This is a genomic window from Prosthecobacter fluviatilis, assembly GCF_055388355.1.
Genome location: NZ_AP043782.1, coordinates 5,725,799 through 5,748,535, shown reverse-complemented (window position 1 = coordinate 5,748,535; position 22,737 = coordinate 5,725,799). Strand labels below are relative to the sequence as shown.

The window sequence follows — 22,737 nt, the reverse complement described above, 5'->3', positions numbered from 1 at the left end:
CCAACCTTAACATCCCCCGATGCGCATCCTCCACCTGACCCCCGGCACCGGGAACTTCCACTGCGGCTCCTGCCTGCGCGACCACGCGCTGATCAAGGCCTTGCGAGTGCGCGGCCATGACGCGCTGATGGCGCCGCTATACCTGCCGCTGGTCACGGACCGCGAATTTGGCGCGCAGGAGCTGCCGGTGCAGATCGGCGGCATCTCGCTCTTTTTGCAGCAGAAGTTCACCTGGTTTCACAAGCTGCCAAAGTTCGTCCACACCTGGATCAACAAGCCGGACCGCCTGCGCTTGGCCTCCAGGCGCATGGGCATGACGAGCCCCCGGGTTCTGGGCGAAATGGCGCTGGGAGCCCTGCTCGGCACCGAAGGCCGCCAGTGGGGCGAGTGGCACAAGCTGCTCGACTGGATCCGCAACCACGGGAAGTTTGACGTCGTCTCCCTCTCCAACAGCCTGCTCACCGGCCTGGCGCCCGCGATTGAAAAAGAGCTGGGCCTGCCTGTCGTCTGCTCCCTGCAGGGGGAGGACAGCTTTCTGGACACCCTGCCGGAGCCCTACCGTACCCAATGCTGGGAGGCCATGCAGCGCAACGCACGAAGCATCCGCCGCTTCATCGCCCCCAGCCAGTTCTACGCCAGCCACATGCGCGAGCGCCTGAATGCCGCCGAAGGACAGATCAAAGTGATGCCGAACGGCATCGACACCACCGCCTTCACCACCTCTTCCCCGGACCCGAACTGGCCCACCATCGGCTACTTTGCCCGCATGATCCATGGCAAGGGCCTCACCACCTTGGTGGATGCCTACATCGATCTGGCAAAACGTGGCAGCGTGCCGCGGGTGAAGCTGCGCATCGGCGGTGCGAAGACGCCCATCGACGAGAAATACGTCGCGGAACTGCAGCGCAAGATCAAGGCCGCAGGGCTGGAAAAACGCGTGGAGTGGCTGCCAAACGTCAGCTTCAAGGACAAGGTGCATTTCTTCCACGACCTCACCGTCTTCAGCGTGCCCGCCACCTACGGCGAAGCCTTCGGCCTCTACGTGATCGAGGCCGTCTCCAGCGGCGTGCCGGTGGTGCAGCCGGACCATGGAGCCTTCCCCGAGCTCATCGCCGCCACGGAGGGCGGCATGCTCTGCAAGCCGGACGACGCCAAAGCGCTGGCAGACGCCCTCGAAGCCCTGCTCAACGACGGCGAACTGCGCGAAAAATTCTCCAGAAACGGCATCAACAAAGTCCGCCAGGAATTCAGCGCCACCCGCATGGCGGAGCGTTTTGAAGCCATCCTGCAGGAAGCCGCCGCCCCGGAGCAAGCCCTGCATTGACCCTGCGCATCTCCCGTCCATTATCCGCCCGCCCATGACTTCCATCAGCTTTGGCGAGGCCGTCCGGCGCTCGTTTCAAAAAGACCCCCGCTACCAGCCAGCCGCCTATGAGCTGGTGCGTGACGCCCTGCACATAGCGGCCAAAAAGTTCCGCGACGAAAACGCGGAGGACCAGCACGTCAGCGGCCAGGAGCTGCTCGCTGGCTTCCTCGACCACGTGCTTTCCGAGTACGGCCCCATGTCCATGATCATTCTGGACCAGTGGGGCCTTCGGCGCGGCGAGGACGTGGGCAACATCGTCTACAACCTGATCGACTGCGGCTACTTCGGCAAAAACGACGGAGACAGCATCGAAGACTTCGCCGGCGGCTACGACTTCGAGCTCGCCTTCACCACCCCTTTCCTCCCAGCCTCTCTGCGTGAAGAGCGCGAGAAAAAATCCTCATGAAAAAAGTTTTGTCCCGTGCTGCGCCCGCCAAGCCAGGCGCACTTGAAGTCCCCACCCTGGATGCCAGCGTCACCACCCTGCCCAACGGCCTCGAAGTCATCGTACGTGAAGACCACGCCCACCCGCTCGTCAGCGTGCAGGTGTGGATCAAGGCCGGCAGCATGCATGAGGAGCAGCACACCGGGGCGGGCATCGCCCACTGCGTGGAGCACATGCTTTTCAAAGGCACCGAAAAGCGCGACCCGGCGCAGATCTCCCAGGGCATCCAGGCGCTGGGCGGCTACGTCAACGCCTACACCTCCTTCAACCGCACCGTGTACTGGATCGACGGGCTGGCCGAGCACGCCAAGGGCTACCTCGACATCCTCGCAGACATGATCCGGCATTCGAAATTCGACGCGGACGAGCTCATGCGTGAAAAGGAGGTCATCCGCCGTGAGATGGCCATGGACAATGACGACCCCGGCAGCGCCATCCAGCACCTGATGCAGGCCACCGCCTTCCGCCAGCACCCGCTGCGCCACCCCATCATCGGCCACCGCGAGGTGTTTGACCAGATCTCCCGCGCAGATGTGTACGGCTTTGTGCAGCGGCACTACGTGCCGAACAACGCCTTTATCGTCATCGCCGGAGACGTCGAGACCTCCGCCATTCTCGAAACCGTGCGCAGCCACTTCGGCGACTGGCAGCGCCGCGCCTTTGACCCCGTACAACTGCCCTCGGAGCCGCCGCAGCACGGCAGCCGTGCCGCCGCCAAGAACTTCGCCACTGAGCTCACCCGCATCGCACTAGGCTGGCAGATCCCCGGGGAGAATCATGCGGACAAGCCCGCGCTGGATGTGCTGGCCTTCCTGCTGGGCTCCGGCCGCAGCTCCCGCCTTTACCAGGAGCTGCGGGAAAAGCGCAGCCTCGCACACTACATCTGGGCCGGTGCCTGGTGCGCACCGGAGGTGGGCCTCTTCAACATTGAGGCCGAGTGCAATCCCGCCGATGCCGACAAGCTCAAAAAGGGCATGATCGAAGTCGTCGCTGCCATGCAAAAAACAGGCCCCGGCCGCGCCGAGCTGGAGAAAGCCGTGCGCGCCACGCTTAGCAGCCAGCTGCGCACGCTCAGCAGCGTCAAAGGCCAGGCTGGCAGCCTCGGCAACGGCTGGCTGCTCACCGGCTCCCTGGACTACCAGCGCCAGTTCCTCAAGGCCATCTCCGCCCTCACGCCAGATGTCATCCGCGACGCCGCACGCCGCTACCTCAAGCCCGAGGCGATGAGCACCGTCGTCGTGGGAGAGGACGTCGAGACTGCCCCGAAGACCAAAGCCACCGCCGACTCCGCACGGCCAGAGGTGCAGCGCTTCAAGCTCAAAAACGGCCTCATCCTCCTCGTGGGGGAAAATCCGCGCCTTCCTCTCGTCAGTGTACGCACGAATTTCCTCGCCGGCGTTCTTGCAGAGACAGATCTCTCCGCAGGCGTCACGCAGATCTCCGCCCAGATGCTGCTCAAGGGCACCAAAAAGCGCGCTGCTGCGGAGATCGCCTCCGAGCTGGAAAACCGTGGCGGCAGCCTCATGTGCTCTGCGGACGCGCACCGCTACATGATCGGCGCCGATGTCATGCGTGGAGACGAGACCGACGCGCTCGACCTCGTTGCTGATCTCATCCTCAATCCCACGCTGCCCCAGGCTCAGCTGGCAGAGGTGAAAAAGCGCCAGATCGCCCACATCCTCGAAGAAAAAGAAGACCCGCTCACCGTCGCCATGCGCAAGGCACGGCGGGAGATCTTTGCCGGGCAGCCTTTCCATCGCACCGCCCTGGGCACCGAAGAGAGCGTGACCGCCCTGAAACTGGCAGACTGCCGCGCCATGCTGCATGCCAGCTTTGCGACCGGCAACGGCGTCATCTCCGTCTTTGGAGACGTGAAGGCCGCCGAGGTGAAAAAGCAGGTGGAGAAAGCCTTTGCCAAACTCCCGCGCGGCAACCGCCAGATCGCGCTGGGCCGTGAATACCACGCCAGCGCCAGGCCCGCCGCATGGACAGAGCATCTCGACAAAGAGCAGGCTGTCATCGTCGTGGGCTTCCGCACCGTCGGGCTGGAAGACCGCGACGTCCACGCCCTCAATCTCATCGATGAAGCCTGCAGCGACATGGGCAGCCGCCTGTTCAACCGCATCCGCGAAGAACTGGGCCTGGCTTATTATGTGGGCGCACAAAACTTCGCCGCCATGGGCGCGGGAGCCTTCTACTTCTACGTCGGCACCGACCCCAAAAAGGTCAAGCTCGCGGAGAAGGAGCTCATGGCCCAGATCAACGATCTCGCAGCCAACGGCCTCCATACCGATGAAATCGACCGCGCACGCGTGACGTGGCGCTCCTCCTGGCTGCGCGCGCAGCAGGGCAATGGCAGCATGGCCGACGTGTGCGCCTGGAATGAGATCAACGGCCTTGGCTGGGATCACTTCCAGAAGCTCCCGGGCATCATGACAGACATCAGCTCCAAGGAGATCCAGCGCGTGGCCGCCAAGTACTTCGGAGAGAAGAAGGCCTTCATCGTCCGCGTCCTGCCGAAGTAGCCCCAAGGAGCGGGGGACTCCTTCACCCCCCGTCCTCCGCCCGTTTCGGCTCAGCGTCCCAGCCTGCCTCACCACATCCGAACCACGGATTTCTCGTGGCAGTCAGCCTGCACACTCGCCAAGCCGTCCCCATGATTCCTTCCTCCTCCTCAGAAAACACCCAGGCAGAACTCAACGCCCTGCGCTCCGAAATCAGGCAATGGACCTTCGGCATCCGCTGCGTGTTCGCAGCGTTCAACTTGCTGCCTCTTTATTACTGCACCCGGGGCCTGCTGGCCGCGCCCGCGTTCAAAAGCATCTTTGAAGACATGCTCGGCTCACAGGACAAGCTGCCCAGTATGACACGCTTTGTCGTCTCATGGTCTCACGGCTTGCTCGCAGCCGTTTGGCTGCTGGCCGTCCTTGCCATCGTTCTGATCTTCCGTGCCTCCCGCGCACGCACGGTGTGGATCACCACCGTGCTGCTGTCAGTGTTCCTCCTCATGACCGGCCATCTCGTCATCGCCACACTCTTTGAGCCCCTCGGCGCCGTAATCCAAAATCTCTCCGGCGGCGGCATGTAGTGCCGGCTGATAAAAAAATCGCCGCGCACGTCGATTTTCCAAATTTCCTACCCACACTTGGCCCAGCGCCTGCTTTATCAATCACTCGGTTGGGGCGCAAGCTTCACAAACATTTCTCAGGTTCGCCTGAGGAAACACACAACGAGCTGGGGAGTCGCTTCATGGTTGGGACTCCTTGGTCACCTAAAGGCCCGGAAGGATTTTGGTTGGGTCCTTCCGGGCCGAGTTGTTTTCAGACACCGGCATTCCACCCCTCCTGCCTTCATGTGGCCCCCCGGTCTCGAAAAATTCACGCTTAGACAGCATTTTTCCAAACCTTCTTGGCCCGGTGGCTGCTCTATCAAGGACGCAGATGGGGCGCAAGCCTCTCAAACATTTCTCGGGTTCGCCTGAGGAAACACACAACGAGCTGGGGAGTCGCTTCATGGTTGGGACTCCTTGGTCACCTAAAGGCCCGGGAGAATTTTGGTTGGGTTCTCCCGGGCCAAGTTGTTTTAAGGCGGCCGCAAGATGCGGAAAAGCTTGCCCTCCCCTTTGCTGCCCGGCACTCATCACTCAGCAGGCTTGCCGCAGGAAAGCCCCTTGCTTTATGGCTTTCGTTTGCCATTCAAAGCTGTTTTGTGATTCCCGCGTGCCTTCCTTTACATCCATCCATTTTTCTGGGTCGTCATGGGCTTTGCTCGGGCTGATGCGGTTTCTGCTCGCCCTGATCGTTTTCTCGACCCACTTGCAGTGGGCCACCGATCTAAGGTTTCCTTTTTTGCAAATAAACGAGCTCCACGGGCAGTCAGCGGTGTTTGGCTTTTTTCTAATCTCAGGAGTGTCCGTCGCACACTCCTACGAGAAACGCCCGACCGGCTACTATGCGAGAAGGTTTCTCCGGATTTACCCGCTCTACATTGTTGCCGTGGTGTTTGCTCAGTCGCTGGTGCTGCTCGTCGGCAGCCAGGCGGTCCTGGCCAATTGGGAGATCCCCGCCACTGGCTGGAAAACCGCAGTGGCCAACATGCTGATGCTCCAAGGGTTTGCCGCCACGTCAGTCACATACAATCTGCCGCTTTGGAGCCTGAGCCTTGAGGCATTTTATTACCTGCTGACCCCGCTTCTTTTTCGTGTTCATTCCTCTGTCATTCTGTGTTCCGTTGCGTGTTCAATGGTGCTCTTTTGTTTTCCGCAAAACTTCCTCTTAGGGTATGGCGCACTGAAATATGCCTGGCCCTGGCTTGCCGGTTTTCTGCTGGCAAAGAACAAAAGCAAGACCTGGACCGCGTGCCTTTGCGCATTGGGATGCGTGCTGATTTATTTCTCTCAGAATCAGACCTGGGGATGCGTGACCTTTGCGGCAACTGCGGCGGCAGTGCTCACGGCTTCGCATGTCCACCTGCCCCGGCCCGTGCAAACGGCATTCAACTATCTGGGCGAGATTTCATATCCCTTTTACCTGTTTCATGCACCGTTGCTCATCCTGTGCTACATGAAATTGGGAGTGCGTGACGCCTCTGTGTTTTTCATCCTCATCCTGCTTTCAACTGCCGCATTGGACTGGCTTTTTGACAAAAAATTAAAGTCTTTGCTTTGGGAGCCCCTGGTCAAAAAAATCATCGGCATGCACCGCTGATGGTCGTTTTTCCCGGCCAAATCCACGGCATGAACACAACAAAGGAGCAGCAGGCGCGGGGCCCGTTGCATTCCGCTTGGGTTACCTCGGTCTTTTTTTGCAAAATCCGCCTCCGCCTGTTTGATTTTGATCATTGCAAATCAAGGAGGCCCGTGGCTCATTGATAGTCCTTACCAACCCACTATGAAATCAATCGCACCGACTCTTGCCGCTCTCGTCATGACGTTTGCCGGTCTGACCGGAACAACCCAAGCCCAAACCGTGAGTGACGCCAAACCCGTAAAAGTCGTGATGGAAACCAGCAAAGGTACCATCGAACTCGAACTCGACGCCGCCAAGGCCCCGATTTCAGTCGCCAATTTTGTCAGCTATGTGAAGAAGGGCTTTTACGACGGCCTCATCTTTCACCGCGTGATCCCTGACTTCATGGTGCAGGGTGGCGGCTTCACCCCGGACATGCAGCAGAAGGAGCCGGACGCCCAGATCGAAAACGAAGCCAAGAACGGCCTCAAAAACGTCAAGGGCTCCATCGCCATGGCCCGCACGCCCAACCCCCACAGCGCCAGCTCACAGTTCTTCATCAACCTCAAGGACAACAGCTTCCTCGACTACCCAGGGCAGGACGGCTGGGGCTACTGCGTGTTTGGCAAGGTGACCAAGGGCCAGGAAGTCGTCGATGCCATGGCTGCCGTGGCCACCGGCCGCAAAGGCCAGCACAGTGATGTGCCTGTGGAGCCGATCGTCATCAAGAGCGCAAAGCTCGCGGAATAATCTCCGCCACGGCTTCGCCTTTCAGATTCCAATGCCAGCCGGGAAACCGGCTGGCATTTTTCTTTTGGCTCACATGAACTTCTTCACACGATCACGCACATCGGTTTCGAGGCGCTTCACGTAGTTCGTGGAGTACTCTACCGGGCACATCTTGTCATCCTTCGTCAGCGGCGTCAGATCCATCGCAAAGGTCAGCAGGCTCGTCTTGTCCGTGGTGTGGGAGTCAAAGTAGGTCGCGTTGGCATGACGCAGGCCCTCTTCGGCCAGATCATAGCGCTTGCCGCCGCTGATCTGGGAATCAAACACCCCGAGCAGCGGGCGCAGCATGTGCGGATGCTTGTCCACCCAGAGCATCTCCTTGTCCTCAGCGAGCAGCCAGTCGAGCTTGCGCCAGACTTCGCAGCCATAGACCTTTTCAGGACGCATTTCCGGCGGCAGTTCGCGGATGGCTTCCAGGCAGCGCAGAAAGGTCGCCACGTGCGTGTCATGCCGGTCACAGGGGTTGTGGAGATAGAGAATCTTCGGCTGGGCATGCTCCAGGATGAATTTCAAATCCGCCACAGCGGGGGCATGACGGGGCTTTTTGATCTCATCGCTCGGATAGCCCAGCTGCACCATGATGCTGTACTCCCCCACGTAGGCAGCCTTGCGCTGCTCGATCAGGCGCACCTTCTGCATCTCTTCGTCTGTGTAGGACTCATAGGGGCCCTTGCGCGGACTGCCGGCGCCATCGGTGACCACCACACCGCCGAACCACTGCTCCTTGTGGTGAAAGCATTCGGTGATGCCGTGGTAGGCGGCGATTTCCAGGTCGTCCTGATGCGAAACAATGCCCAGGTGCGTCACGCGGCGCAGCGCGGTCCACGGTTCAGTTTCGTCAGGAATATAAAGATCGTGTTTGGGATGTCGAAATTGCACAGGAAGGCGACCATGCACCGCAACTCCTGAAGTGCAAAGTGCATTCCACCCCTTCGGCCGCCCGCATTAGTCCATGCACAATGGCCCGATGAAACATCCGCCCTCCAAAAACGGCAGCCCCGGCGCGCTGCTCATGCCCGGCGGCAGGAGATCTGCGTCTCCGCCATCCCCCTCCTCATTGTGATGCTTTTTTGTCATTCATTCGTCCTTTCTCAATCTGGTTTCCCCACTCCCATCCCCCAGCCTATCGTCTGGACAAAGCCACGTGCCACGCCATGATCCGCCGCTCGCACATCCAATCCAGCCCCCCTTTCCCATGAGCTTCATTTCCCAAATTTCCGAGGACCTCAAAAACGCCATGCGTGCCAAGGACACGGTGGCGCTCAACGTCATCCGCAACCTCAAATCCGCCCTCAAATACGCCGCCATCGAAAAACTCGGTGCGGAGGGTGAGCTAGGCGACACCGATGCTCTGGCAGTGGTGCGCAAGGAGATCAAAAAACTGCAGGATGCTGTGGACGGGGCCGAGAAAGCCGGCCGCCCGGAGGCCGTGGAGGCCGCCAAGGCCGAGATCGCCGTCCTGGCCAAATACCTCCCAGCTGCCATGAGCCCTGAAGAGCTCGGCAAGCTCGTCGAAGCCGTGATCGCCGAACTCGGCGCCACCTCCAAGAAAGACATGGGCGGGGTGATGAAAGCGCTGCAGGAGCGCGTGGCGGGCCGTGCGGACAGCAAATCCATCTCCACCGAAGTCGCCAAACGCCTCGCCTGACAGACGGCTCCCAGTTCGCGGTTCGCCGCTGAACTTCGGCAACAACGCACCGAGAACTGAAAACAGCGAATCGAATGACCTCCGCCATCATCGTCGCCGCAGGCAGCAGCCGGCGCATGGGGTTCAACAAGCTCCTGGCCCCTCTGGCCGGCAAGCCTGTGCTCATGCGCACCCTGGAGGCGTTCCAAGCCTGCGAGGCCATAGCGGAGATCATTGTGGTGACGGGCGATGCCCTGCGCCCGGAGATCGAGGCCTGGCGCTCCGGCAGCCTCGGCAAAATCACCCAGGTCATCGCAGGCGGGGCAGAGCGGCACCTTTCAGTGCATGCAGGTCTGCAGGCGCTGGACCCGGCGTGTGAAATCGTCGCCGTACATGACGGCGCACGCCCACTCATCTCGGTGGCGCAGATCACGCGCTGCATCGAGGCCGCACGCACACACGGCGCCGTGGCCTGCGCGCGTCCCATGACCGAAACCCTCAAGCGCTGCGACGAGACAGGCCTCATCATCGGCTCCATCGACCGCGCCAACGCGTGGATCATGGAAACGCCTCAGGTGTTTCAGCGCGCGCTGCTCTCACGGGCCTATGATGCGGTGATCCGAGACGGAGCGCTCGTGACAGACGAGGTCTCTGCCGTACAACACATCGGCGCTCCTGTGCGAGTCGTCGAAAACTTTGAACTAAACCCCAAGATCACCTTCCCCGCAGATATTCTGCTGGCGCAGCGATTCGTCGATTGAACGACACCCATGCCCGACACCGCCGATCTCGACAACGCACCTCACCTCCCGCGCCGGAACTGGGCGTCCATCGTTCTCGTACTGTTTGTGCAGGCGATGAATTCCTTCAGCGACAACTTCGTGAAGATGCTGCTGATCGCGCTTTCGATCATCATCGCCAAAGACTCCTGGGTGGGCCGCCACATGGAGCTGTGGCTGGGCGCCATCTTTTCCCTGCCGTACATGATCTTTGCCCCGCTGGCCGGGTATTGGTCAGACCGCTTTTCCAAGCGCAAGGTCATCGTGTGGATGCAGGTCATGCAGATCATCTGCTTTGTGTGGCTCTCGCTGGCGCTGTGGATGCAGCGCGTGCCCGGCTCGCTCGAAATCTGCCTGGTGGGTTTCTTTGTGCTGGCCGTCCAGGCGGCGGTGCTCAGCCCGGCCAAAATGGGCATCATGAAGGAGCTGGCGGGCTCCCGGCGCCTGGGCCAGGTTTCAGGCTGGCTGCAGGTGACGATGCTCGCAGGCATCCTCGGCGGCATGTGGGCTGGCGGCGTCTGGTACGGCACCGAGTATGAAAAGACGCACGACGCGTGGATGTCCGCACTCTGGCCTCTGATCATCATCAGCATCCTGGGCATTGTGGAGCTGATCGCTTCCATCTGCATTCAGAGCACGCCAGCGCATACGGAGGTCCACTGGCGCAAAGGCATGGCGCTGGAACATTTCGAAAGCCTCAAAATCGTCTTCCGCCGCCGCTCCATCCGCCTTGCTGCGCTGGGCGTGACCTACTTCTGGTTCATCTCCAATGCACTGAGCTTCATCCTCGTCACGCTCACCAAGGAACTGCACCCTGACACCGGCCATGGAGACGGGCCCATGGAGCTCGCGAAAGTCGCCGGCATCCTCGGCATAGGCGTCATCAGCGGCAGCTTCTTCGCCTCCCACGTCAGCCGCAACCGGATCGAGCTTGGCCTGATCCCCCTGGGCGGTTTCGGCCTCGTGGCCGGTCTGCTGTGGTCCGGCCTCGCTCCGCTGGGCAGCAGCTGGATGTATGCCGGCATCATCTTCACCGGGGCGGCAGGCGGGTGCTTCATGGTGCCCCTCTACGCCTACGCGCAGGACAAGGCGGAAAAGCACGAAAAGGCGCGCATCCATGCCGGGATGAACCTGATGGACTGCCTCGGCACGCTGGTGGCGGTGGCCATTGTGGGCCTGATGAAATGGCTCGAACTGCACTCCTCCACGCAGTTCCTGCTGCTGGCCATCCCCACTTTTGCCGCAGCCGTGTACATCATGCGCCTGCTCCCGCAGGATCTGGTGCGTTTCCTCATGCTCGCCGCCGTAAGATTCACCTACAAGGTGAAGCCCGTTCACATGGAGCGCATTCCAGCCACGGGAGGAGTGCTGCTGCTGCCAAACCATGTGAGCTACGTGGACGCCCTCATCGTCGGCTCCGCCAGCCGCCGCCCGGTGCGCTTTGTGATGTGGGACGCGCTCTACAACCTGTGGTGGCTCAAGTGGCTTATGCGCCTTGTCGGTACGGTGCCCATCTCCGCCACCCGGGCCAAGGATGCCATCCGCGCCGTGGCGGCTGCGCTGAAGGAGGGGGAGATCGTCTGCCTCTTCCCCGAAGGGCAGATCACCCGCCACGGCATGGTCAATGAGCTGCTCAAAGGCTTTGAACTCATGGCACGCCAGGGCGATGCCCAGGTGGTGCCCGTTTACCTCGACGGCCTCTACGGCAGCATCTTCTCTTTCCAGGGCGGCAAGTTCTTCACCAAGCGGCCCAAACACCTGCGCTACCCTGTGGAGGTGATGTTTGGCGAACCCCAAAGCCCACGAGATGCCAGCGCCGGGGCCATGCGCCATGCCATGCTCTCCCTGAGCAGCGAGGCCTTCCTCAAGCGCAAAAGCTGGGCCCACGCCGGGGAAGATCTCGTCGCCTTCGCCAATGCACTGCGGCTTGCCGAGACCGAATGGCACCACGCCGGAGATGTCTTCCTCAGCCTTGAGCCAGAGGGCAGCATCATTCACCGCACGGTGAAAGCGCTCACTCAGGTGATGCCCGGCACCAAGTTCATTGATCGCGGGCCGGAGGCCCACCCTGCCCACATCGTCGCCTTCTGCACCCGGAGCACGCTCAGCAGGCTCACCGGCCAGGAGCGGCTCGTCTTCTGCCTCGACAGCGGTCTTTCTCCCCTGCCCCAGACCACCGCCCTGCGCGGTTACTTTGACGCAGACACCGGCATCCTCATCAGCACCGAAGTTCCCAACCCGCCCATGCCAGCCAATGACAAGGACGAGCAGCTCGGCCGGAAAATCGGCACCCTCGGCCGCCTGCTGCCAGGTCTTGCGATTGCATCCACCGCCGAAGGGGTCCGCATCAGCGGCCTGCTGCCGGAGGATGCCCGCAGCATCAGCCTTGCCGGAGTGAAATTAGATGAGGCGGGGTTCCTCGCATGCAGCGCGGTCACTCCGACATGAACAGGGCCTGGATGTCCGCCTGAGTGAGCTGCAGCTTGTCCGTGCGCCCTGCCAGCAATCCCTCCACCAGCGCGGCCTTCTGCTGCTGCATTTTGAGGATGCGCTCCTCAATGGTGTTTTCGCAGATGAGCTTGTGCACAAAGACGGGGTTCTTCTGGCCGATGCGGTAGGCGCGGTCGCTCGCCTGCGCCTCAGCGGCAGGATTCCACCACGGATCATAGTGAATGACCGTATCCGCCGTGGTGAGATTGATGCCCGCACCGCCCGCCTTGAGACTGATGAGGAACACCGGCACTTTGCCCGCCTGAAACTCCTGAATGGGCGTCTCGCGGTCCCGTGTGCTGCCGGTGAGCTTCACATACCGCGTGCCGTCTTTTTTCAGCCTCGCCTCGATGATGGCCAGCATTTCCGTAAATTGGGAGAAGATGAGGATGCGCCGTCCTTCATCAATCAACTCTGGCAGCAGCTCGTCCATCAGGAAGGCCGTTTTTGCCGAATCCGACACACTCTGAGCCGTTTCCTGCTTCAACAGCTGCGGGTGGCAGCAGACCTGCCGGAGCTTGAGCAGCGCGTCCAGCACGACGATCTGGGAGCGGTCCAGGCCGTTCGCGGCGATGGCCTCTCTCACGCGCTTGTCCATGGCCGCGCGGATCGTTTCATACAGGTCTGTCTGCGCCTTGCCCAGCTCGATGCTGTGCAGGATCTCCGTCTTGGGCGGCAGCTCCTTGGCCACGGCATCCTTGGTACGGCGCAGCAGCAGCGGCTGAATGCGTGCGCTGAGCTGCTTCTGCCGCTCCGCATCCGCATCACGCTCGATCGGGTTGCGGTAGTGCTGGCGGAAGGTGTCGGCATCGCTCAGCAGGCCGGGCATGAGGAAATTAAAAAGGCTCCACAGCTCGCCGAGGTGGTTTTCCATCGGCGTGCCGGTCAGGCAGAGGCGGTGCTTCACCTTCAGGCCGCTGCACGTCTGCGCCGCGAGGCTTTTGGGGTTCTTGATGTTTTGCGCCTCATCCAGAGCGACGATGTGCCATTCCTGCGCCTGCATCACATCCGCATCGCGCACGAGAAGCGGGTAGCTGGTGACGACGAGATCGTACTGCTTGAGGTGCTTGAAGTCGCTTTTGCGCGACTGGCCATGCATGAGCAGCAAGCTCAGCGAGGGCGTGAACTTGATCGATTCATTGATCCAGTTCCGCAGCACGCTCGTCGGCGCCACGATGAGACACGGATGCTTCATGCGCCCGCTCTCCTTTTCGATGAGGATGTGTGTGAGCGTCTGCAGCGTCTTGCCCAGGCCCATGTCATCGGCCAAAATGCCGTGCAGGCCGAACTCGCGCAAAAACTGCATCCAAGAGGCGCCCTCGCGCTGGTAGTCACGCAGGCTGGCCTTCAATCCCGCCGGGGGCGTGATGAGACCAATCTCACGGAAGCTGCCGAGCTGCTGGCTGAGCACAGCGAGCTCTGCAGGCGCACGGATCGGCAGGCCGTCCAATGTGGCAAGCTGGGCGGCGCGCAGCTTGTCGAGCTGCAGTTTGCCATCCTTGCGCACAGGCCGGGTGGAAAGCAGCTCATCAAAGAAACGCAGCAGCACCACCAGCCGCTGTGCAGGCACGGAGAGCACGTCGCCACGGTCACCACCGAGCGAGAGCAGAAACCGCTGGTCCAGGTTCTTTTCCAGCACGGCAGCGGTGAGCCCCTGGTCAATGCAATCGACCAGCAGCGGCACCATGGAAATGCGACGCCCTTCGATTTCGACACCGAGATCAAGCGAGAACCACTCACGCCCGTCCTGATCTCCAGCGAGATCGGTGAACCACCCGTCTTCGGAGGCCTCATGAATTTGGAAGCCAATATCCTCAGGCACCTCCACGCGCCAGCCGCCCTCGCGCAGCCGGGGCACCTGGTCTTTGAGAAACTGCGACCAGAACAGCGCCTGATCCCCGGCCACAGCCATAAAGCCCAGGGTGGACTCGGGAGCCTTCGCCCCGGGCAGCGCCTCAGCGAACGACTTGAAACCCAGCGTGGACAGGTCCGTCAGCAGCAGGCGCTCTGAACGCAGATTGCGCACCAGCGTGAACCGCTCCCCGCTCTCATCTTTCCATTGATGCGCCGGGCTGCGCACCAGCATCTCAAAGCGCAGCGGGCAGCCGTCGTATTCGGCGCAGGGCTGGATGAAGGCGATGCTGCGCTGCGCCCAGCCGCCGATGTTTCGCTTTGCGGTGATCTGCGGCATGTCCACGAGCATGCGCCGCACCAGCAGGATGGGCTTCGGCTCCGAGGGCGGCAGCTCCACCTCTGCAGACTCCGGCTGCTCGGCAGCCTCGGTCTCCGCCGCCACGGAGGTCTTTTCACGCACCCGCGCCATGGCCACGATGCGCCTGCGCCCTTCTTCAAGATCCAGCATCAGCATCAGCGCCGCCGCATGCTGGCACAGAGTTCCCACCGCGCAGGTGCAATGGGAGGTCATCGCCATGCTGCCGTCTTCCCGCAGCCGCAGGTGCGCCGTGACGGAGGCGGAGTTGAACAGCGCCGTGCCAATGCCGGCAATGATCTCCACCTCATTTTCCGCGCACACATGCACCCCCGCGAGGCCGATGTCCCCGTGCTTGAGCAGACGCCCGCCCTCCTCGATCTGCTGCCGCCGGAACAGCCACAGCCATGACTTCGAACGCACCTGCGACCAGAGCTTGGGAAAAGGAAAATCTTCAACGAGCATGCTCTTCAAATGTGCCGCAAGCCTTAAACACTGTGCTTCACCACATCCCACGCGGCATCCATCTGCTCCAGCGAGAGCTTGCCGAGCTCATGCCCCTGCTCGCGCAGATGCGTTTCCATGGCATGAAAGCGGCGGGTAAATTTTTCATTGGCGGCCGCCAGCGCAGGCTCGGATTCAATGCCGAGTTTGCGCGCCAGGTTCACCACGCTGAAGAGCAGATCGCCAAGCTCCTCCTCCATGTGGGCTTTGTCCCCTTTGGCGATGGCCTCCTCGAGTTCGGCAGCCTCTTCGCGTATCTTGGCAAAAACGGGCGTGGCGTCCGGCCAGTCAAAGCCCACCCGGGCGGCTTTCTTCTGCAGCTTCTGCGCACGCATGAGAGCCGGCAGGCCGTTGCCGGTGCCGTGCAGCAGGCCTTCGTGCTCCGTGCCTTTTTCGGTACGCTTGATGGCATCCCACTGCTTCAGCACCGCATCGGAAGTGGCGGCGCTGGTGTCTCCAAAGACATGCGGGTGGCGGCGGATGAGCTTTTCCGTGAGGCCGTGCACCATCTTGTCGAGATCAAAGGCGCCGGTCTCGCTGGCGATCTCCGCATGCAGAACGGGCTGCAGCAGGATGTCGCCGAGTTCATCGCAGATCTGCGCGGGGTCTCCGCCGCGAATGGCATCCGCCACCTCATAGGCCTCCTCAATGACATGCGGAATGAGGGAGGCATGGGTCTGCTCCATGTCCCAGGGGCAGCCGCCGGGCGCACGCAGGCGGTGCACGACATAGCGCAGGCGGGTCATGGGGTCGGGATGGTTGAGCATTTCGTCCATTCTGGCAGGTAGTGCCGCGTGCCGGGATGGTCAAGACCGTCCTGCCTCGCCGCTCTCACCGCCCGCAGGTTCCCGCGGCCGGATGACATTTTTTTCCGCTCTCCATGATGAGAGCTTGGCAAAACCTGCGTTCTCCATGACAATCGTCATTAACAACCTAAACAAGCCATGCCGCGTAAAATCAGCCACATTGCACCGGAGTGGTGGGATTACACCACGTTGGAAGACGAACTCATCAACGACGCCGCACGGCTCACGGAAAGGGATCTGCGCCAGCTCACCCGCCCCGGCTTCAAAGTGGTGATGTTTGACACGCTGGAGGATTTTTATCTGGCCGAGGCGCTGGAGTACATCCACGCCTGGAAGCAGGCCACACCGGACAACCCGGCAGGCATCTGCGGCCCTGTGGGCCCCACACAGCAGCTCCCGCTCGTGGCGCGGCTGATCAATGACCTCGGCATCTCCATCAAGGACGGCCACTTCTGGGGCATGGACGAATGGTATGACGAGCACACCAAAAAGGAGGTCACCATGGAGCACCCCCTTTCTTTTGAAAGAGCCAGCCGCGAGCTCTGCTTTGACCGCATGCAAAAGAAGCTCTGCATGCCGGACACCCAGCTCCACTTCCCCAAGGCGGACACCGCAGCCTACATCAAAAGCTGGCAGAGCGGCGTGCGCTGCGCGGTGATGCAGGGCGGTCAGGGCGACATCAAAAACTGGGCATTCAACGATCCGCCCAAGCGCACCGGCAAGTGCAAGAACGAGCCGCCGCCCCCTGCGGAGTTTCGCAAGCTGACCACCCGTGTCGTCGATCTGCATCCCGTCACCCTCATGCAAAACGCCCGCACCTCGGGCGGCGGAAACCTCACCCTGGTACCCCAGAAGGCCGTCACCGTGGGCCCCAAGGAAACCTGGATGGCTGAAAAAGTCAGCATCTGGCATGCAGGCCTGCACGACAATCCCCTGGGGCAGCGCCTCACGGCGCTCATGATCTCCAAGCGCCTAGCGGATGCCTCAGTCCCCATGTCTCTGCTGGCAGACCACCCGAACGTGCAGTTCAACTACTACCGCGGCGGCCTCGGCCAGTGCGATGTGGAGATGCACTGATGAGAGGGCTGCCAGCCTCGTCAGCCGAATTCCAAACTAACGTTTGCTATTCCCAATAAGAGGACGAGTGTCCTTGTGCAAGTTAACCTGATAAAGGCTAAGCTAAGTCGTTCATCAGGTTGTTTCTTTGGTGTTCTTAAATCCGATCTCGGAGCTTACTCAGCCCTCATTGAGGCTGGCTGAACTCAAGAAATCGATATGAATACCAAAATGTATGTGGGCAATCTGCCCTTCAATGCCACAGAAGACGACGTCCGCGCTCTCTTTTCCGACTACGGCACCGTGACTGACATTCACCTTCCGATGGACCGCGACTCCGGCCGTCCACGTGGCTTTGCTTTCGTGACCATGGACTCCCCCACGGCCATGAACGAAGCCATTCGCGCCCTCAATGAAAAAGACTACGGCGGTCGCAACCTGACCATCAACGAAGCCCGTCCGAAGGAAGAACGTCCTTCCGGTGGCTATGGCGGCGGCGGCGGCGGTGGCCGTGGTGGTTACGGCGGCAAAGGCGGCGGCCGTGGCGGCTACGGTGGTGGCGGCGGTGGTCGCTACTAATTAGCCCCTGGCATAGAAGCCATTTTCAGCGGCATCCCGGCAACGGGATGCCGTTTTTCGTTTCAAGCCACATTCTTTATCCGCAGCACCCGCCGCCACCGCAGCAGCCACCACCTTTGTCATCGCCTCCTTTACCGATGGTATTGATGCCAAGCGGGCAATATAGCGGACAGAAACGCATGAAGGCAGTGAGCAGCGGCACGACACCAATGGCGCCGATCCAGCTGTGATTGACGATGCCGTAGGCGACGAGGCCCAGGCCGATGATGACACGCAGAGCGCGATCCACGATTCCAATGTTCGGTTTCATATGGGTTTAGGGTTTGGGTTCAGGGTGTGAATGCCTGTTGGCCATGAAGTAGAGCACCGGCACAGCCATGCGGCTGATGAAGAGGCTGGCGATCTCCCCGGCCATGAGTGCGATGGCGAGGCCCTGGAAAATGGGGTCTGCAAGAATAACGGCCGCCCCCACCACCACCGCCATGGCCGTGAGCAGCATGGGGCGGAAACGCACGGCACCGGCGTCGATCACTGCCTCGCTCAAAGGCATGCCCTCCTGGATGCGCAGCTCGATGAAATCGACGAGGATGATGGAATTGCGCACCACGATACCACCTCCTGCCATGAAGCCGATCATGCTCGTGGCGGTGAAGAAGGCATCCATGAGCCCATGCGCCGGCAGGATGCCCACCAGCGAGAACGGGATGGCCACCATGACGATGGCGGGTGTGATGAAGCTGCGGAACCAGCCCACCATGAGCACGTAGATGAGGATCAGGCAGGCACCGAAGGCCGCGCCGAGATCACGAAAGACCTCAATGGTGATGTGCCACTCGCCGTCCCATTTCATGGCAGGCTCGGCATCGCTGAAGGGCATGCTGGCATTGAGAATTTTGAGCTCTGCTCCGCTGCCGCCAAAGGCGCGGGTGTCGAGTTTCTTCAGTGCCTCGTTCATCTGGAAGATGGCGTACACGGGGCTCTCCACCACGCCGGCCACGTCGCCGATGACGTAGGTCACGGGCATGAGGTTCTTGTGGTAGCGGCTCTTCTCCACCGGCACGTGCTCCACTTTCACCAGCTCGCGCAGCGGCACCAGGGGCGCGCCGCTGGCTCCGGGCTCGGGCAGCGCATTGGCATCGCCGGAGCGCACACGCAGCGCCAGCAGATCCTCCGCTGTGGTCTTGGCGAAGCGTGGCAGCTCCAGGCGAATATTGACGTCCTCCTTCTCCTGCGGCTGGTGCAGCAGGTCCACGGACTCGCCATCCACGGCGATCTTGAGGGTCTGTGAGATGGTGGCGGCGCTGATGCCGTGGAGTGCGGCCTTTTCCTTGTCGATGATGAAGCGAGCCTTCTGCTGGTCGGCCTCCACATACCAGTCCACGTCCACCACACCGGGCGTGGCCTTGAAAATGTCCTTCACCGCGCGCGCCATTTTGAGGCGGCTCTCTTCATCCGGGCCGTAGATTTCCGCGACGAGCGTCTGCAGCACGGGCGGGCCGGGCGGCACTTCAGCGATGGCCACTCGTGCGTCGTAGCGCGCGGCGATCTCCGCCACGGCAGGGCGCACACGTTTGGCAATGTCGTGGCTCTGCGCCTTGCGCTCGTGCTTGCCCACCAGGTTCACCTGGATGTCCGCCACATTGGCTCCACGGCGCAGGAAGTAGTGGCGCACGAGGCCGTTGAAATTGTAGGGCGAGGCCACGCCGGAGTAGATCTGGTAATCCGTCACCTCCGGTTCCGTGCGGATCACGGCGGCCATCTCGCGCGCCACGGCGGCGGTCTGCTCCAGGGAGGCCCCCTCGGGCATGTTCAGAATCACCTGAAACTCGCTCTTGTTGTCAAAGGGCAGCATCTTCACCTTCACCCAGCCAAGCCCCACCGTGGCCATGGCACCGAGCAGCAGCACGGTGATGCCGATGAGAAACATCCAGCGCGCGCCGGTGTGGTGAATCAGCGGGCCCATCATGCGGCGATAGAGCTTGGTGAAAAAATCCTCCTCATGCTCGGAAGCCAGGTGCTTGTGGCCGTCGTCCACGGCATTGCCCTCAGTCAGCTTGGAGTACTTGCCGCCCCAGCGCAGGATGCGGATGGAGGCCCAGGGCGTGACGATGAAGGCGATGAGCAGCGACCAGAACATGGCCGCGCTGGCGCCGATGGGAATGGGCCGCATGTAGGGCCCCATGAGCCCGCCCACAAAGGCCATGGGGAGCACGGCGGCGATCACCGCAAAAGTGGCCAGGATGGTGGGATTTCCCACCTCTCCCACAGCCTCCACAGCGATGGCAGACCAGCTCCGCCCCTTGTTTTGCGGCAGGTGGAAATGACGCACGATGTTTTCCACCACCACGATGGCGTCGTCCACCAGGATGCCGATGCTGAAGATCAGTGCAAAGAGCGTGATGCGGTTCAGCGTGAAGCCGTAGAGGTAGAAGATGAGCAGTGTGAGCGCCAGCGTGGCCGGGATGGCCACCGCCACGATGCCGCTCTCCCGCCAGCCCAGCGTGAGCCAGATGAGGATGGCCACGCTGAATACCGCGATGCCCATGTGCAGCAGCAGTTCGTTGGATTTCTCAGCGGCGGTCTCGCCGTAGTTGCGCGTCACACTGACCTGCACATCGGCGGGAATGATCGTGCCTTTGAGCAGGTCCACCTTGTGCAGCACCTCATCGGCCACGCTGATGGCATTCGCCCCAGGGCGCTTGGCGATGCTGAGCGTCACGGCGGGCTCATCGGCGCTTTTGCTGCCGTGAAAGACATACTGCGTGGGCTCCTCGCCACCGTCGATGATTTCGGCCACCTCGCGCAGATACACGGGGCGTCCGCTGAAGACGCCGATGACCACATCTCCCACCTCGTGCGCGGTGCGCAGGAAGGCGCCCGTCTCCACCAGCACCTCGTTGTTTCCCGTGGTCAGACCGCCTGCGCGGAACTGGCGGTTGGCCTGCTGCAGCATGGGCACGAGGCCGGCAGGGCTGAGATTGCGCGAGGCCAGCTTCACAGGGTCCAGCATCACACGCACGGCACGGCGGGAGCCGCCCAGCAGCGTGGTCTCCGCAACCAGCGGCACCTGCTTCACCGACTCCTCCACCTGTGCGGCCAGACGGCGGAGCGTGAGGTGATCATAGCGCGCACTGTGGAAAGTGAGAGCCAGGATCGGCACGTCGTCGATACTCTTGGGCTTGATGAGCGGCGGGGTGACCCCCATCGGGATGCGGTCAAAGTTGGAGCGCAGCTTTTCCGTGATCTTCACCAAGCTGCGCTCGGGGTCTTCGCCCACCTTGAAGCGCACGATGACGAGGCTCTCGCTGTCGCGCGAGGTGCTGTAGAGATACTCCACCCCAGGCACCTCCCAGAGCAGCTTTTCCATCGGGCGCGTGGCGCGCTCCTCGATCTCATTGGCCGAGGAGCCGGGCATGGACACCAGCACATCCACCATGGGCACCTTGATCTGCGGCTCCTCTTCGCGCGGAAGCAGCACCACGGCGGCAGCACCGAGAATGACGGAGGCGATGACGACCAGCGGCGTCAGCTTGGAGTCCACAAACGCGGCGGCGATGCGGCCCGCGATGCCGAGGTGGGGGGAGTTTTCGGCGGGAGTGCTCATGGCTGGATCGTTACAGGTTGACCGTCGATGAGTTTGGCGATGTCGTTGATCACTACCTGCTCACCTTCCTCAAGACCGGAGAGGATCTCGATGCCATCGGAGAGCACCTTGCCCGTCTTGACCAAACGCAACAGCGCATGGCCGTCCTTGGCTACAAAGAGCAGCTCCATCTGCCCGCGCCGGAGCACACTGGCAGCGGGCACCACCAGCAGCTTTGTTTCTGCCACTGGCACGGCCACGCGGCCAAACTGGCCGGTGCGCAGGCCGTCTGCGGCAGGCAGGTCCAGCTTGACCAGAAACGTTCGGCTCACTGGATCGGCCACCGGGGCGATCTCGCTCACCACGGCCTCAAGCGGCTGAGGCAGCGTGGCGATGCGCACCTGCATCTTGGCCCCCATGCTCACGCGGTCCAGCATGGCCTCGGGCAGATCCGCTTCAAAGCGCAGTGAGGTGGGGGCCTCGATCTCCAGCAGAGGCTTGCCCGGCATGGCCAGGTCGCCCACGTCTGCCAGCTTGCGGGTGATGACACCATCAAACGGTGCCGTCACGCGGGCGTAACCGGCCATGGTCTCGGCCTCGCTCACACCAGCGGTGGCCACCTTCACGCGAGCATCGGCGGCGTCAAAGTCCTGCCTTGTGGTGGCCTTGCTCTCGATGAGCTGCTTCTGACGGGAGAAGTCGCTCTGCGCCTGCTCCAGCATGGCCTTGGCCTGGTCCACCTTGGCCTGGATCTCCTGATTTTCCAGGCGTGCCAGCAGGTCGCCCTTCTTCACCTTGGTGCCGGGAATGGCAGTGTACTCCAAGAGACGGCCGCTGATCTTGGCCTCCACCATGGCGCGCAGCTTGGAGCGCACCGTGCCCACCACCTCCTCGGCGGCGGTGTGCGGCTGCAGACGGGCCACCTGCACCTTGACGGCGACAGCTGGCAGCGCCGCCGCCTCACGGGTGGCGGCTTCTTGCCCGCCACAGGAGGCCAGGAGCGGGAGTGCGGAGAGTAGCATCAAAGATTTCATGGTGATCATAAGTCGGATGGAGCCCGTTGCGCCACACTTACGGCGGCAGACGAGGCGATGCTTCTCTTCTTTAGTGTTTTCCACAGCAGGAACCGCCTACACCCAGCTTTTTCAGGATGGTTTCAGCGGGGCAGAAGCCGGTGAAGGCAGACTGCAGGAGATTGGCCCCCACAAAGGCGGTCAGCCAGATCCAGTTCGGATTCACATAGTGGCTCAGGGCCAGGCTGACGAGGATCATGGTGCCGGCAAGGGCGCGGATGGCGTTTTCAAGTTTCATAAGGATGCTTTGATTCGGGTTTGACTTCAGATGGGGCTCAGTGAATAATCCATTCTCAACTATATGAGTCTATACGCATATAGCAGATGTCTGCAAACCCTTTTTCAACTCATGCCCGCCGCACGCAAAAAAAACCTGCCGCCGGTTTCGGAGGAGGCTCTCGTATTGATCGCCTCCTGGTTCCGAACCCTGGCCGAACCCAGCCGTCTTAAAATCCTCCGCGCCCTGGAGGAAGGCGAAAAGAACATCACCGAACTCGTCGAAGCCACAGGCCTGACCCAGGCCAACGTCTCGCGCCATGTGCAGTCTCTGGTGGAGGCTGGCATGGTGGGCCGTCGCCGTGAGGGGCTGACCGCCATCTGCTTCATTGCAGATCCCAGCATCACCGAGCTCTGTGACAACGTCTGCACCAACCTGCTCAAGCGCCTCTCCCAGCAGATGAAGAAGCTGGGCGGAGCCTGAGACG

19 protein-coding genes are annotated in these 22,737 nt (G+C 61.6%); 12 read left to right on the top strand and 7 right to left on the bottom strand.

What is annotated here, in order from left to right; translation table 11 throughout:
• Positions 1 to 19 precede the first annotated feature (19 nt).
• From ACZ5WW_RS22475 to ACZ5WW_RS22450, 6 genes are all read left to right on the top strand, one after another.
• A complete protein-coding gene (locus ACZ5WW_RS22475; protein WP_377163112.1) occupies positions 20 to 1,324 on the top strand; it encodes a glycosyltransferase family 4 protein in 1,305 nt (434 codons plus the stop codon).
• A 34-nt stretch (positions 1,325 to 1,358) separates the two neighbouring features.
• Complete coding sequence (locus ACZ5WW_RS22470) at positions 1,359 to 1,772, top strand: Minf_1886 family protein (RefSeq protein WP_377163110.1); 414 nt, start codon at positions 1,359 to 1,361, stop codon at positions 1,770 to 1,772.
• A complete protein-coding gene (locus ACZ5WW_RS22465) occupies positions 1,769 to 4,336 on the top strand; it encodes a M16 family metallopeptidase (RefSeq protein ID WP_377163108.1) in 2,568 nt (855 codons plus the stop codon). Before ACZ5WW_RS22470 ends, ACZ5WW_RS22465 begins: the two co-directional genes overlap by 4 nt.
• A 131-nt stretch (positions 4,337 to 4,467) precedes the next feature.
• Positions 4,468 to 4,899 (top strand): hypothetical protein, encoded by a 432-nt coding sequence (locus ACZ5WW_RS22460; RefSeq protein ID WP_377163106.1) that lies wholly within the window; start codon positions 4,468 to 4,470, stop codon positions 4,897 to 4,899.
• 631 nt (positions 4,900 to 5,530) lie between these two features.
• Positions 5,531 to 6,517: an acyltransferase family protein gene (locus ACZ5WW_RS22455; protein WP_377163104.1), complete on the top strand. Its 987-nt coding sequence runs from the start codon at positions 5,531 to 5,533 to the stop codon at positions 6,515 to 6,517.
• Positions 6,518 to 6,700: 183 nt separating this feature from the next.
• Positions 6,701 to 7,288, top strand: coding sequence for a peptidylprolyl isomerase (locus ACZ5WW_RS22450; RefSeq protein WP_377163102.1), 588 nt, complete (start codon positions 6,701 to 6,703; stop codon positions 7,286 to 7,288).
• 69 nt (positions 7,289 to 7,357) lie between these two features.
• On the opposite strand, the gene ACZ5WW_RS22445 is transcribed toward ACZ5WW_RS22450, so the two are convergent.
• Entirely contained in the window at positions 7,358 to 8,206 is an 849-nt protein-coding gene (locus ACZ5WW_RS22445; protein ID WP_377163100.1) for a PIG-L deacetylase family protein, read from the bottom strand.
• A gap of 316 nt (positions 8,207 to 8,522) precedes the next feature.
• Here ACZ5WW_RS22445 and ACZ5WW_RS22440 point away from each other — a divergent pair, with 316 nt between their 5' ends.
• From ACZ5WW_RS22440 to ACZ5WW_RS22430, 3 genes are all read left to right on the top strand, one after another.
• Positions 8,523 to 8,975 carry a GatB/YqeY domain-containing protein gene (locus ACZ5WW_RS22440; protein WP_377163098.1) on the top strand — a complete coding sequence of 151 codons (453 nt, stop codon included), beginning with the start codon at positions 8,523 to 8,525 and terminating at the stop codon, positions 8,973 to 8,975.
• A gap of 74 nt (positions 8,976 to 9,049) precedes the next feature.
• Positions 9,050 to 9,715 (top strand): 2-C-methyl-D-erythritol 4-phosphate cytidylyltransferase, encoded by a 666-nt coding sequence (ispD, locus tag ACZ5WW_RS22435; protein WP_377163095.1) that lies wholly within the window; start codon positions 9,050 to 9,052, stop codon positions 9,713 to 9,715.
• A gap of 9 nt (positions 9,716 to 9,724) precedes the next feature.
• The gene (locus ACZ5WW_RS22430) at positions 9,725 to 12,181 is read left to right on the top strand and encodes an MFS transporter (RefSeq protein ID WP_377163093.1); all 2,457 of its coding nucleotides are present in this window, start codon (positions 9,725 to 9,727) and stop codon (positions 12,179 to 12,181) included.
• On the opposite strand, the gene ACZ5WW_RS22425 is transcribed toward ACZ5WW_RS22430, so the two are convergent.
• Together ACZ5WW_RS22425 and mazG are read right to left on the bottom strand one after the other, a co-directional pair.
• Positions 12,168 to 14,897, bottom strand: a complete 2,730-nt coding sequence (locus tag ACZ5WW_RS22425) for a DEAD/DEAH box helicase (RefSeq protein WP_377163091.1) — start codon at positions 14,895 to 14,897, stop codon at positions 12,168 to 12,170. The genes ACZ5WW_RS22430 and ACZ5WW_RS22425 overlap by 14 nt on opposite strands.
• Before the next feature lie 23 nt (positions 14,898 to 14,920).
• Positions 14,921 to 15,682 (bottom strand): nucleoside triphosphate pyrophosphohydrolase, encoded by a 762-nt coding sequence (gene mazG, locus ACZ5WW_RS22420; RefSeq protein ID WP_377163089.1) that lies wholly within the window; start codon positions 15,680 to 15,682, stop codon positions 14,921 to 14,923.
• Positions 15,683 to 15,880: 198 nt separating this feature from the next.
• Between mazG and ACZ5WW_RS22415 the strand changes: the two genes are divergently transcribed.
• Together ACZ5WW_RS22415 and ACZ5WW_RS22410 are read left to right on the top strand one after the other, a co-directional pair.
• Positions 15,881 to 16,819, top strand: coding sequence for a sugar phosphate isomerase family (locus tag ACZ5WW_RS22415; protein WP_377163087.1), 939 nt, complete (start codon positions 15,881 to 15,883; stop codon positions 16,817 to 16,819).
• Positions 16,820 to 17,017: 198 nt separating this feature from the next.
• Positions 17,018 to 17,377 carry an RNA recognition motif domain-containing protein gene (locus ACZ5WW_RS22410; protein WP_377163085.1) on the top strand — a complete coding sequence of 120 codons (360 nt, stop codon included), beginning with the start codon at positions 17,018 to 17,020 and terminating at the stop codon, positions 17,375 to 17,377.
• 76 nt (positions 17,378 to 17,453) lie between these two features.
• On the opposite strand, the gene ACZ5WW_RS22405 is transcribed toward ACZ5WW_RS22410, so the two are convergent.
• From ACZ5WW_RS22405 to ACZ5WW_RS22390, 4 genes are all read right to left on the bottom strand, one after another.
• Entirely contained in the window at positions 17,454 to 17,687 is a 234-nt protein-coding gene (locus ACZ5WW_RS22405) for a YgaP family membrane protein (protein ID WP_377163082.1), read from the bottom strand.
• A gap of 6 nt (positions 17,688 to 17,693) precedes the next feature.
• The gene (locus ACZ5WW_RS22400) at positions 17,694 to 20,981 is read right to left on the bottom strand and encodes an efflux RND transporter permease subunit (protein WP_377163079.1); all 3,288 of its coding nucleotides are present in this window, start codon (positions 20,979 to 20,981) and stop codon (positions 17,694 to 17,696) included.
• The gene (locus ACZ5WW_RS22395) at positions 20,978 to 21,994 is read right to left on the bottom strand and encodes an efflux RND transporter periplasmic adaptor subunit (RefSeq protein WP_377163077.1); all 1,017 of its coding nucleotides are present in this window, start codon (positions 21,992 to 21,994) and stop codon (positions 20,978 to 20,980) included. The genes ACZ5WW_RS22400 and ACZ5WW_RS22395 overlap by 4 nt, the downstream gene beginning before the upstream one ends.
• A gap of 70 nt (positions 21,995 to 22,064) precedes the next feature.
• Entirely contained in the window at positions 22,065 to 22,271 is a 207-nt protein-coding gene (locus ACZ5WW_RS22390) for a YgaP family membrane protein (RefSeq protein WP_377163075.1), read from the bottom strand.
• A gap of 111 nt (positions 22,272 to 22,382) precedes the next feature.
• On the opposite strand from ACZ5WW_RS22390, the gene ACZ5WW_RS22385 reads away from it, so the two are divergent.
• Complete coding sequence (locus ACZ5WW_RS22385; protein ID WP_377163073.1) at positions 22,383 to 22,733, top strand: ArsR/SmtB family transcription factor; 351 nt, start codon at positions 22,383 to 22,385, stop codon at positions 22,731 to 22,733.
• Positions 22,734 to 22,737 lie beyond the last annotated feature (4 nt).

Bases quoted from the DNA above. Each gene is read 5' to 3' on its own strand.
- ACZ5WW_RS22475 (WP_377163112.1), top strand. From the start codon at position 20: ATGCGCATCCTCCACCTGACCCCCGGCACCGGGAACTTCCACTGCGGC.
- ACZ5WW_RS22470 (WP_377163110.1), top strand. From the start codon at position 1,359: ATGACTTCCATCAGCTTTGGCGAGGCCGTCCGGCGCTCGTTTCAAAAA.
- ACZ5WW_RS22465 (WP_377163108.1), top strand. From the start codon at position 1,769: ATGAAAAAAGTTTTGTCCCGTGCTGCGCCCGCCAAGCCAGGCGCACTT.
- ACZ5WW_RS22460 (WP_377163106.1), top strand. From the start codon at position 4,468: ATGATTCCTTCCTCCTCCTCAGAAAACACCCAGGCAGAACTCAACGCC.
- ACZ5WW_RS22450 (WP_377163102.1), top strand. From the start codon at position 6,701: ATGAAATCAATCGCACCGACTCTTGCCGCTCTCGTCATGACGTTTGCC.
- ACZ5WW_RS22440 (WP_377163098.1), top strand. From the start codon at position 8,523: ATGAGCTTCATTTCCCAAATTTCCGAGGACCTCAAAAACGCCATGCGT.
- ispD (WP_377163095.1), top strand. From the start codon at position 9,050: ATGACCTCCGCCATCATCGTCGCCGCAGGCAGCAGCCGGCGCATGGGG.
- ACZ5WW_RS22430 (WP_377163093.1), top strand. From the start codon at position 9,725: ATGCCCGACACCGCCGATCTCGACAACGCACCTCACCTCCCGCGCCGG.
- ACZ5WW_RS22425 (WP_377163091.1), bottom strand. From the start codon at position 14,897: ATGCTCGTTGAAGATTTTCCTTTTCCCAAGCTCTGGTCGCAGGTGCGT.
- mazG (WP_377163089.1), bottom strand. From the start codon at position 15,682: ATGACCCGCCTGCGCTATGTCGTGCACCGCCTGCGTGCGCCCGGCGGC.
- ACZ5WW_RS22415 (WP_377163087.1), top strand. From the start codon at position 15,881: ATGCCGCGTAAAATCAGCCACATTGCACCGGAGTGGTGGGATTACACC.
- ACZ5WW_RS22410 (WP_377163085.1), top strand. From the start codon at position 17,018: ATGAATACCAAAATGTATGTGGGCAATCTGCCCTTCAATGCCACAGAA.
- ACZ5WW_RS22405 (WP_377163082.1), bottom strand. From the start codon at position 17,687: ATGAAACCGAACATTGGAATCGTGGATCGCGCTCTGCGTGTCATCATC.
- ACZ5WW_RS22400 (WP_377163079.1), bottom strand. From the start codon at position 20,981: ATGAGCACTCCCGCCGAAAACTCCCCCCACCTCGGCATCGCGGGCCGC.
- ACZ5WW_RS22395 (WP_377163077.1), bottom strand. From the start codon at position 21,994: ATGAAATCTTTGATGCTACTCTCCGCACTCCCGCTCCTGGCCTCCTGT.
- ACZ5WW_RS22390 (WP_377163075.1), bottom strand. From the start codon at position 22,271: ATGAAACTTGAAAACGCCATCCGCGCCCTTGCCGGCACCATGATCCTC.
- ACZ5WW_RS22385 (WP_377163073.1), top strand. From the start codon at position 22,383: ATGCCCGCCGCACGCAAAAAAAACCTGCCGCCGGTTTCGGAGGAGGCT.